Source organism: Nonomuraea sp. NPDC050643 (assembly GCF_040654715.1).
Taxonomy (GTDB): domain Bacteria; phylum Actinomycetota; class Actinomycetes; order Streptosporangiales; family Streptosporangiaceae; genus Nonomuraea.
This window is the reverse complement of the sequence record NZ_JBFAIM010000048.1, coordinates 100,500-111,125: the sequence shown is the minus strand read 5'-3', so window position 1 is coordinate 111,125 and position 10,626 is coordinate 100,500. Positions and strand designations below refer to the sequence as shown.

Annotated in this window: 9 protein-coding genes and 1 pseudogene; 3 read left to right on the top strand and 7 right to left on the bottom strand. The window is 72.2% G+C overall.

All coding sequences use genetic code 11. The annotated features are described in order from the left end of the window. A pseudogene (locus tag AB0I15_RS44500) lies at positions 1-843 on the bottom strand (hypothetical protein); the annotation flags it as partial. A 124-nt stretch (positions 844-967) separates the two neighbouring features. Here AB0I15_RS44500 and AB0I15_RS44495 point away from each other — a divergent pair. After that, positions 968-1,873, top strand: coding sequence for a hypothetical protein (locus AB0I15_RS44495; RefSeq protein ID WP_358110501.1), 906 nt, complete (start codon positions 968-970; stop codon positions 1,871-1,873). Positions 1,874-1,933: 60 nt separating this feature from the next. Here AB0I15_RS44495 and cpt read toward each other — a convergent pair whose 3' ends face one another. The 6 genes from cpt to AB0I15_RS44465 all read right to left on the bottom strand — a co-directional run bounded on the left by cpt (position 1,934) and on the right by AB0I15_RS44465 (position 7,722). Further along, positions 1,934-2,467: a chloramphenicol phosphotransferase CPT gene (cpt, locus tag AB0I15_RS44490; protein WP_358110498.1), complete on the bottom strand. Its 534-nt coding sequence runs from the start codon at positions 2,465-2,467 to the stop codon at positions 1,934-1,936. A gap of 103 nt (positions 2,468-2,570) precedes the next feature. Next, positions 2,571-2,696, bottom strand: a complete 126-nt coding sequence (locus tag AB0I15_RS44485) for a hypothetical protein (RefSeq protein WP_358110496.1) — start codon at positions 2,694-2,696, stop codon at positions 2,571-2,573. A 92-nt stretch (positions 2,697-2,788) separates the two neighbouring features. Further along, on the bottom strand, positions 2,789-4,399 hold the full coding sequence (locus AB0I15_RS44480; protein WP_358110493.1) for an alpha-L-arabinofuranosidase C-terminal domain-containing protein: 1,611 nt from the start codon (positions 4,397-4,399) through the stop codon (positions 2,789-2,791). Positions 4,400-4,419: 20 nt separating this feature from the next. Then, positions 4,420-5,250 (bottom strand): carbohydrate ABC transporter permease, encoded by an 831-nt coding sequence (locus tag AB0I15_RS44475; RefSeq protein WP_358110491.1) that lies wholly within the window; start codon positions 5,248-5,250, stop codon positions 4,420-4,422. Continuing rightward, positions 5,247-6,170 (bottom strand): sugar ABC transporter permease, encoded by a 924-nt coding sequence (locus AB0I15_RS44470; protein ID WP_358110488.1) that lies wholly within the window; start codon positions 6,168-6,170, stop codon positions 5,247-5,249. Before AB0I15_RS44470 ends, AB0I15_RS44475 begins: the two co-directional genes overlap by 4 nt. Positions 6,171-6,192: 22 nt before the next feature. Continuing rightward, positions 6,193-7,722 carry an extracellular solute-binding protein gene (locus AB0I15_RS44465; RefSeq protein WP_358110485.1) on the bottom strand — a complete coding sequence of 510 codons (1,530 nt, stop codon included), beginning with the start codon at positions 7,720-7,722 and terminating at the stop codon, positions 6,193-6,195. 381 nt (positions 7,723-8,103) lie between these two features. Between AB0I15_RS44465 and AB0I15_RS44460 the strand changes: the two genes are divergently transcribed. Next, a complete protein-coding gene (locus AB0I15_RS44460; protein WP_358110482.1) occupies positions 8,104-9,105 on the top strand; it encodes a LacI family DNA-binding transcriptional regulator in 1,002 nt (333 codons plus the stop codon). A 348-nt stretch (positions 9,106-9,453) separates the two neighbouring features. Continuing rightward, positions 9,454-10,446: an endonuclease/exonuclease/phosphatase family protein gene (locus AB0I15_RS44455; RefSeq protein ID WP_358110479.1), complete on the top strand. Its 993-nt coding sequence runs from the start codon at positions 9,454-9,456 to the stop codon at positions 10,444-10,446. Positions 10,447-10,626: the final 180 nt, after the last annotated feature.

Genomic DNA, 10,626 nt, shown 5'->3' with positions numbered 1-10,626 from the left:
CGCGCGTCCGGCGCGGCGCGGGGTGCGGCCGGCTCGGGCGAACAGCCGTGAGAACGCCGCCGCCACCTGCTCCCGCTCGTCGTCGCCGGGCCGCCGGAACACCGCCCCGGCGGCCTTCCCCAGCGCGGCCGGCCCGGTCAGGTGCCCGGGGGCCCGCAGCGCCCTGGCCCGCTCCTCCGCCCTGGCGAGCAGGTCGCCCCGGGCGGACTCGTTCGGCGCGACCAGGCGCAGCAGCAGTTCGCGGGCAGCCGGCGGCCGCTCCGACGCCGCCGCCACCACCAGGGGCCGCAGCACGGCCGGCAGGGCGTCGGGCTCCGCCGTCGAGGACCCGGTGGCGGTGAAGCGGACGATCTCGGCCCAGGCGCGAACGTCCGCCTCCGGGGACGCCCCGGGAGGGCGGGGCCGTCCGAGGTCGATGACCCGGGGGCCGTCCGGGCCGAGCAGGATCTTGTCCGCGGTCAGCGCGCCGTGCACCACGCCGGCCTCGTGGAGCGCGGTCAGGGCCGCCGCCGTGCCGGCCGCCAGCCGGTGCGGGTCGTCGCCCGTCAGGGCCCCGTGCGCCGCCACCACCGCGGCCAGCGACGGCCCGTCCACGAACTCGCTGACCACGTAGGGCCGCCCGTCGTGCACCCCGCCCGCCAGAACCTCGGCCACGCAGGCGAAGGGCGCCCCGAAGGGGGCCTGCGGCCGGGACGGGCCGCGCAGCACCTTGATCGCCACCCGGGCGCCGGACTCGTCGTAACCCTCGTAGACGTCGGCCCGGTCGCCCGAGGCGAGCCGTCCCGACGGCCGGTAGGCCCCGATACGGGCGGGATCCTGCGCGGTGAGCGGGGCGCGAGCCATTGCGGACCTCCGCGGGCGACAAAGGCTGCTCTGCCCGTCACGGTAGACGAGCCCGGTCCGGGCGCCTCTCCCCCTGGGCGTCTCGGTTCCGTTCTTGCCGGGGATTGCCGATAGGTTCGGCCTCATGACGGAAACAGCACCCGACGTCATCGGCGAGGCCCTGCTGCGGGCCTTCGCGGATCGGGGATACGACGCCAGGCTGCCCGACCCCGCCACCGTCAGCGTCAGGCTGCCGGACGGCTCCACCGCCAGCGCGGACATCAGCGCGTGGCGCGCCCATGCCGGGCGCGGCGGCCCCGAAGGGCTGCCCGGAGCCGCCGCCGACTACGCCGACCAGGCCACCACGGCGTTCGAGCGCAGCACGGGCCAGGTCCAGGACATCTCGGCGAACCTGCGGGTCCGCCTCTACACCGACGACGCCCTCGGCGCGATGCGCGACGCGCTGGTGACCCGCCCCCTCGCCCCCGGGCTGATCGAGACCGTGGTGGTGGACTATCCCGACTCGATCATGCCGCTGGAGCGCAGTCGGCTCGGCGGCCTGACCGAGGACGCCGTCTTCGGCACCGCCCTCGCGCACTCCCTGGAGGAGCCGCACTACGCCGACACGGACACGGTCCAGGGCGTCCAGGTGACGCACGTGGGCGGCACGCACCTCTTCGTGGGCGTCCACGCGCACGCGCTGCTCCGCCACACCGGGCGGGCGCCGTACGGGGCGCTGGTCTCCTTCCCGCTGCCCGAATACGTGCTGGTCCACGTGATCGGCGAGGTGCACCTGTTCGCGGCGATGGAGACCGTGCAGGATCTGTCGCGGCGGCTCTTCGAATCCGGCGAGAAGGGGATCAGCCCGCAGCTCTACTGGTGGCGGCCGGGGGCGTACGAGGAGTTGCCCGAGGAGGCGGCCCTGGGCGGCGGGCACGTCCCGGACCTGCGGCCGGTCGGGATCCAGGTCGACCACGAGGACACGAGCGTCAGTTTCCAGACCACCGACACCGACGTGCTCGCCGACCTCTGGCTCCGCGACCACGCCTGACCCGCGCGGGCAGCTTTCCCCGTCCCGCGCTCCGGAAGCGCGGGGCGGGCCGGGCGCGGATCAGCGGACATGGGCGGCGATGGTTCGCGCGCACTCCAAGGACTCGGTGTGCGTCGTGTCCACCTCCAGGTCGTAGCGCACCCCCACGTGCACCACCTGCGCCTGGGACGCGGCCATCCCCCGGACCCGATCTCCTCGCGCGACCTCACGGCCCGCGGCGACCGTGCTCTCGCATCTGACGCCGACCCACAGCACGTCGAGTCCGCCGAGCACCTTCTGCCACCGCCGCTGGGACGCCGCTCCGCCGAGGAAGACCTCGTCGACGATGATCCTGGCTCCGGCCCGGGCCATGGCCACGACGCCCTGCACCCAGGCGGCGTCGAGCGCCGTGAAATCCGGCCCGACGCTCACCCCGCCGTCCGCCGTGAACACGATCCCCTCGTCCGACCCCTTCATCTTCGCGGGCATGGCGCCGACCAGCGAGTCGACCCCGAGCGCCAGCCACGGATCCGGCAGCACGGCCTGCAGGCACCGGACGATCCCGGACTTCCCCGAGCTGGATCCACCGTTGAGAAAGATCATCTGAATGGTCACCCGCGTCACAGTAGGGCACCCCGGCACGGCACGGAATCAAATTTCCGTTCACCGCCCATTTATCGCGGGCGGTGGGCCACCATCCGCGATAAGGCCCGGCCGTTCAGTTGAAGTGATTGTCGTAGTACGGCGTCGATTCGGTGCGTGACCTGTACTGCCCCTGGTCGTCGAACCACGCGCCCGTGAGCTCGAACCGAAGTTGCGCACTACCTCCTGTTTTCGTGGACATGGTGAAAATTTCATTGACTGCCGGACGTTGTGAAAATTTACGCCAAATGCCCGGCATAATCGCCCCGAGCCGCACCCACGGGGCGTACCGGCTCAGAAACTCAGCACGGTCACGGAGTGCGGCGCGATCTCGTACGTGCCCTCGCTCGCCTCGACCCGCCCCAGATCCCGTACGGCGACCGTGTCCGGCGCCTGGAGCGTGTTGACCGCGTACAGGGTGGGCACGTCGGCGCCGAGGGTGCGCACGTGGGCGCTGCCCGGCCCCGCGAGGCCGTCGAACACGAGCCGCAGCCGCACGGCGTCGTCGCGATGCCGGTTGACCACGGCGATCCGCACCGAGCCGCCGTCCGTGCGGGTGGCCGACACGTCGAGGTGGGGCACGGTCATGGGCACGGTGAGCAGCCGCCCGTCGGGGCCCCGGTTGTCGCCGAGCCGGACGGAGGTGGTGCGGGCCGGGCCGTCCACCTCGCAGGGCAGCACCGTGCGGCCGGTGTGGTGCCGGTACAGGTGCCAGAGGTGGTAGATGGCCGAGCGCAGCGCGCCGCCGGGGCGGGCGACCACCAGGCCGTTGGCGTTGACCAGGTTCACGGGGTTGGCCATGGCGACGGGGGCGGGCAGCCCGGCCGTGCGGTGGACGGCGTGGAACACCCCGGCGCAGAACACCACGTCGGCGACCGTCCTGGGGCTCCACCGGTTGACCCGGGTCCGATCCGGCTCGTCCACGGCGGTGGACTCGCGTGGCGCCACGCCGCCGTCGTCGCCGGGGAGCGGCTGGGGCCAGGACTCGGGCTCCAGGTGGCGCATCGTCCACTCGTCGAGCGCGAGGGCGGGCGGGCGGTCCAGGCCGGTCTCGGCGGCGATGGCGGTGACGAGCTGGGAGTAGGTGTGGATCTCGCGTTCGAAGTAGAGGGACTGGGCGGCGACGGCGTCATAGTCGTCGCCGGTCCACAGATGGGTGGAGGCGCCGTACAGGTGCAGGGACAACTGGTCGAGCAGCGCGCCCGCCCGGGTCAGGAGCGGGCGCGTCCACTCCTCCTGCCGCCAGGGGATGCCGACGCCGATCAGGCGGATCTCGGGGTCGGCCAGGCGCAGGAACCGGGCGTGCTCGCGGGCGGCGGCCGCGTACTCCTCGGGGCCGCGATGGCCCATCTGCCAGGGGCCGTAGACCTCGTTGCCGACGCCCCAGTACCGCACCCGCCACGGCTCGGCGCGCCCGTTCGCCCGGCGGCGGGCGGTGAGCGTGGTGTCCCTGGCGGAGTTGGTGTACTCGATCCAGCGCACCGCCTCGTCCACGTCCCGCGCGGAGTGCACCAGGTACGGCTCCGCCCCCACCGCCTCGCACCAGGCCAGGAACTCGTCGGTGCCGAACCGGTTGGTCTCCAGCCCGCCCCACGCCAGTTCGAGCCGGCTCGGCCGCGCGTCGCGGGGGCCGATGCCGTCCTCCCAGTGGTAGGCGGAGGTGAAGTTGCCGCCGGGCCAGCGGATGGGCCCGGGGCCCAGCTCGCGGCACAGCTCCAGCACGTCGGCGCGGACGCCGCGCAGCGGGCCGGGGTCGTCGACGGACAGGGGCGAGCCCTCGTCGAAGACGCCGCCCTCGATGTTGCCGAAGAAGGCCGACTCCAGGAAGTGCCCGTAGACGTCGTCGTCGATCCGGCCCACCGGGCGGCGGGTGTCGACGGTGACGAGGGCTTCGCGGCTGGACATGTGGGGAAACTCCGTTCCGGTCATTGCTTCACCGCTCCCGCGATGCTGTCGACGAACTTGCGCTGGAGCGCGACGAACACGGCGATCACGGGGATCAGCGAGATCACCGCCGCCGCGGCCATGCCCGACCAGTCGGTGCCCCGCTCGCCCACGAACACGGTCATGCCCACGGCCAGCGTGCGCAGGTCGGGATCGCTGAGCGTGAACACCAGCGGGAGCAGGTAGACGTTCCAGGAGAACAGGAACGTCAGGATGACCACCGTGGCGGTGATCGGCCAGGCGAGCGGCAGCATCACCCGGAAGAAGATCGCGAAGTGCCCGGCGCCGTCCAGGCGCGCGCTCTCCTCCAGCTCCTTCGGCAGCCGCCGGAAGTAGCCCGCGTAGAGCAGGGTCGCGGCGATCTGCCCGCCCGCGCCCAGCCCGAGGATCACGCCCGCGTGCGTGTTGAGCAGCCTGAGCTGGTCGGTGAGCTGGGCGATCGGGATGATCGTGTATCCCTCGGGGAGGAAGAACGTGACCAGGAACAGGCCGATGAGCAGCTTCTTGCCGGCGAAGTCGTAGCGGCCGAGCACGTAACCCGCCAGCGCGCTGCGCACGACGACGAGCAGCACCGTCCCGGCGGTGATGACGAGGGTGTTGACGAAGTACGTGCCGAAGCCCACCTCCGTCCAGGCGCGGGCGTAGTTCTCCCAGACCGGCTCCTCGGGCAGCAGGTTCAGCCCCCGGCCGAAGATCTCGGGCGACGACTTCAGCGACGCCGACACCAGCCATACGAACGGGTACACCCACAGCCCGCCGAGCACCGCCAGCAGCACGACGGTCACGACCTGGCGGGGCTCCGGGCGCCTCACGACGTGCCCATCCGGCCGCGGGCCCAGCGCATGCCGAGCGCCTGGGCGACGGCGAAGAGCACGGTCAGCAGCCCGAACAGCACCGCCGCGGCCGAGGCGTAGCCGAGCTGCGGGACCGTGGCCTGGAAGGCCGTGCGGAAGATGAAGATCTCGATCACCTCCGAGGAGAAGGACGGGCCCCCTCCGGTGAGGGTCTGCATCAGGTCGAAGACGTTGAACGCCGCCACGGTGTCGATCAGCGTGATGATGACGAGGAACGGCACCAGCAGCGGCATCGTCACGTGCCGGAACTCCGCCCACGCGCCGGCGCCGTCGATCATCGCGGCCTCGTGCACGCCCTGCGGGATCGTCTGGAGGGCGGCCAGCCAGTAGATCAGCGTGATGCCGAGCCACTTCCACACCCAGACGGCGATGCCGGCGTACAGGGAGGTGCCGGCGTTGGCCGCGAAGTTGGCGGGCGAGTCGATCAGCCCCGACCAGACCAGGGCCAGGCTCACCGGGCCGCTCGCGTCGAGCAGCAGGGTGAAGACGACGCCGACGATGGCGCCCGTGGTGACGACGGGCAGGAAGAACAGCGTGCGGAAGAACCCCTTGAACGGCGTCTTCTTACTGTTCAGCACGAGGGCCAGCGCGAGCGCCGCACCCACCCGCAGCGGTACGGCGATCACGAGGAACACGATCGAGTTCCAGAAGGCGTTCCAGAACAGGTCGTCCTCGATCAGGCGGGCGAAGTTGTCCAGGCCGGTGAAGGTGCCGGCGGTCGCGAAGCCCGGCCAGTCCAGCAACGCGAACCACCAGGAGGCCAGCAGGGGGTAGACGGTGTAGGCGCCGTACCCGAGGAGGGTCGGCAGCAGGAAGAGGTAGATCCACCAGTCCTGCCGCAGGCGGCGGATCGTCGTCTTGGAGGGGTCGGTCGTCATCGGGCTCCTGTCCGGCACGGGCTCAGCGCCCGGCGTAGGACTTCTGGTCGTAGTCCGCCTTGCGGTCCCAGTTGGCGAACACCCAGGCGTTGAGGTCGACCTCGACGCCCTTCTCCTCGCGCACGGCCTTGACGGCGCGCTCGCGCTCGGCGCTGAGCTGGTCCTTGTAGCGGCGCAACTGGCCGCCGATGTCGGTGGAGGAGCCGGTCAGCACGGACTGGACGATGTCGCCGAGGTTGGGGTGGATGTCGCGCATCTCGGCCCGCGCCTGCCAGACGCCCGGCGTGCCGACCTCGGGCACGGGGCCGATCTTGACGTCCTCCTGGAAGTTGGCCACGCAGGCGCGGTACGCGGGATGCACCTCGGCCTCCGCCACCACCTCGGCCAGCGCGGGCGGCTGGTCCATGGCGGCGGCCAGCTTGGTCTGGAACTCCCTGGTCGTCATCCGCAGCAGGACCTCGGCGGCGACCTTGGCGTGCTCGGACCCCTTCGACACCCAGAACGTGCCGGGCTGCGGCGGGCTGTAGACGAAGTTCCTGGTCGTCTCGGGGCACGGGATGTGCCAGACGCCGACGCCGCGTTCGACCGCCTCGGGCTCGTCCACCCGCAGGCCGCCGATGAACCACGCGCCCCAGAGGTAGACGGCCGCCTGCCCGGCGGCCCAGCGGGCGCGGGCGTCGCGGGGGCCCATGGAGGCCGACGCCGGGTGCACGACCTTGTCCTTCTGCAGCGCGACCAGGTATTCGATGGCGTCGATGTACGGCTGGGAGTCGTGGACGTACTCGCCCGTCGCCCAGTCGATCGCGCCGGGGCCGGGGGCTCCGGCGGTCATGGCGAGCCGGTGCACCAGGGCGGCCAGGTAGTCCGGGTCCTTGCTCGGCACCACCATGCCGTAGACGTCGCCGTCGGTGCCGTTGGTGATGCGGCGGGCGATCTCGCGGAGCCGGTCCCAGGTGCCCGGCTCCTCCTCCGGGTCGACCTTGGCCTCCTTGAGCAGCGCGGTGTTGCACCAGGGCACCGCGTCGTGCCAGCGGCCGGAGAACGGCGGGAAGGAGTGGATCTCGCCGTTGAAGCGGTGGATGCCGTCGTACAGGAGGTCGGCGACGGGGCTGCCGGCGAAGTCGGCGAGCTTGCCGATGGGCTGGAACCACCCTTCGCTCACCAGCGCGGCCGGGGAGACGTCGCCGAGGCCCGCGAGGGAGTGCACGTCGGGCATCTGGTTGCTGCGCCTGGCGACCTGCAGCGCCTGCCCGAGGTCGGGCACGTCCATCTGGCGCCGCTCGACGGTGACGCCGGCGTGCGCCTTCATGTACGGGGCGAACAGGTCGTCCTGCAGCATCTTCGTCAGCGGGCGGAACTGGTCCCACCACTGCAGGGCACCACCACCGCCGCTGCCGCCGCTCGCGCCGCGCTGGGCGAGTTGCCCGCCGCCGGTGCAGGCGGCCAGCGCCGCGGCCAGCACGGCGCCCGTTCCGCCGAGGAAGGCGCGCCGGCCGATGTCGCCCGGCCCGGCGCTGGAAGAAGGTCGAAGGATCCGGTGATGCCGCCGCATGGCGACTCCTCTGTGTCGTCGATTCCGTCACCGACCAGTCCGCCCGGTCCCTGGATCGCAGGGATGCCCCGTGGGGCGGATCTATGTTTGCGCTAACCTAGAGGTGGAGTCTGACAGCGTCAAGGACTCGTTGGTGAGGTTTCTTGCGGCGCTGACCATCGGTTGCCTGCGTTATCGCGTGTTTGCGTAAACATGAATCGCGCGTAAACCCGGCCACCGTCAGGCCCATGTAGCCTGTCGGCGGCAGCCTCGAAGGCCCTGACGCGCAGGGCCGCGACGAGAGGCGCTCCGCCTGCGGCAGCCGCCACACGCTGCCTCGACGAAGGGAGACGGCCCGGCGTGGTGCGACCACCGGGGACCAGGGCGTCCGGAGGGCCCTCCATGGCCGACGTCGCCGAACTCGCCGGCGTCTCGGGCCAGACCGTGTCACGCGTCGTCAACGGCAACGACCGCGTGACCGCCGCGACGCGGCTCAAGGTCGAGGCGGCCATGAGGCAGCTCGGCTACCGCGCCAACATCGCCGCCCGCGCGCTGGCGACGGGCCGGTTCGGCACGATCGGCGTGGTCATGTTCAACCTCAGCGCCGTGCTCAACGTCCGCATCGTCGAGGCCGTGGTGGCCGGGGCGCAGGCGCGCGGCTACTCGGTGAGCGTGGCCGTGGTCGACGCGCCCACGGAGAAGGACGTGCGCGCCGCCGTACGCGGCCTCACCGACCGGGCCGTGGACGGCGTGATCGTCATCGAGGCGCGTGTGCTGGACACGCCCCACCTGTGGCTGCCCGAGGAGGTGCCGCTCGTCATCGCCGACAGCAGGGCGGCGCACAAGCACCCCACGTTCGGCATGGACGAGGCGGCCGGCGCCCGCGCCGCCGTCGACCACCTGCTCGGGCTCGGGCACTCCACGGTGCACCACGTGGCCGGGCCGGCCGGCTCCAACCCGGCGCAGCGGCGGCGGGCGGCCTGGCAACGGCAGCTCAAGCGCTCGGGCCGCGAGGTCCCGCCGCCCGTGGTGGGCGACTGGTCGCCCCGCTCCGGCTACGACGCCGCCCGCGCCCTGCTGGCCGACCACGGGGTGACGGCCGTCTTCGCCGCCAACGACCAGATGGCGGTGGGTGTGCTGCGCGCGGCGGCCGAGCGCGGACTCCGGGTGCCGGAGGAACTGAGCGTCGTGGGCTTCGACGACCTCGACTTCGCCCCCTACCTCACGCCGCCGCTGACCACGGTCCGCCAGGACCTCGAGGCCGTGGGGCGGCGCTGCGTCGGCCATCTGATCGAGCGGATCGAGGCGCCCGCCGAGAGCGGCGCGGCCGAGGTCGTCAGCAGGTTCGTGCGCCCCGAGCTGGTCGTCCGCGCCTCCACCGCCCCGCCTCCCGCGTCGCGCTGACGCCGTCGGGCCGGGCATTGACAGGCTGATCAAGTTAGCGCAAACATGAGATCGCGAACGCGCCGAGACATGGTGCCCGAAGCATCAAGGAGCCGCCATGCCGCGCCGACTGCCGCCCATCGCCCTGACCGCCGCCCGGTGGGTACGCGGCTTCTACCCCAACCTCTGGCTCAAGGGCTTCCGGATGCTGCAGCGGCCCTGACACCGCCACGATCCCGCCGGCGTTCCCGGCATGAGCGCACGGCTCGCGAGCACCCGGCATCCGGGAGTGCTGCCGATCCGTTTTTGGGGCTGGGGAGGGCTGGTTCCTCATCTGCGTTTAAGAATGGTCGCCTAGCGTGAGCGGCTGTGCTGGTGCGTGAGGACGTGGAGACGGCGGGGCGTACGCGGCCCCGCCGGGTGTGGCGGTCGCGGGTGGCCGTCGGGGTGGCCGTGCTGTTCGCGGCGGGGACGGCCGTACGAGCCTTCGGGCTGGAGGCGGGGGTGTTCCTGGTCCCGTTGATGGCCTTCACCCCGTTGTTCGCGATCGGGGCGGTGGTGGCGCTGGCGGCGGTGGCCGCCGTGCGAAGCCGGGGCGCGATCGTCGTCATGCTGGTGGTGTGCGCCTGTCTCGCGTGGTGCGTGGTGCCGCGCGCGGTCAGCGACGGGGACGCGCCGGCCGGCGGGCGGGCGCTACGCCTGCTGACCACGAATCTCAACGGCGGACGCGGGGACGCGGCGGTGATCGTCGATCTCGTACGCCGGCTCAACGTGGACGTGCTGAGCGTTCAGGAGCTGACCTGGTCCGCCCGCGACCGGCTGGCCGCGGCCGGGCTGGCGGCGCTGCTGCCCTACCACGTGGGCCGGGCCGACTACCGCGGCCCCGAGGGCAGCGGCGTGTACGCCCGCCACCCCATGAAGGAGCGCACCGGGCTGTTCCAGCCGGTCGGGCACCACATGCCGGTGGTCGAGGTGGCGCTGCCCGGCGGCTCGCCCGTGGAGGTCGTGGTCGTGCACCCGGTCGCGCCCGTTCCCGCGACGGTGCCCGAATGGGAGGCGGGGGTCGCGGCGCTGCCGCCCGCCCCTTCCTCCGGGGCACCGCGGATCCTGGCGGGCGACTTCAACGCCACGCTCGACCACGCGGTGTTCCGCCGGCTGCTCGACACCGGCTACACCGACGCCGCGGCGGCGACGGGCCAGGGGCTGGTGCCGACGTGGCCGCAGGGGCGCCCGCTGCCGCCGACGGTGGCCATCGACCATGTGCTGACGGACGCGCGTGCCGGGGCGGTGGAGGTGCGGGTGTTCGACGTGCCGAGGTCCGACCATCGCGCGCTGTTCGCGGATATCCGGGTGGCCGCCTGATGCGGAAAGGGACGATCCCCGCATTCTCCCGCGATTCACCACCATTTCCTGTGCGGCCAGCGGAGTTTCGCCATCGAGAGACCGTCGCAGCAGGTCAGGGCCCTCGTGCTACTCATAGATGAATGTCCAATTTGATCCAGACATGACGCGAATATAAGACTCCTGCATAAAGTTGTTTAA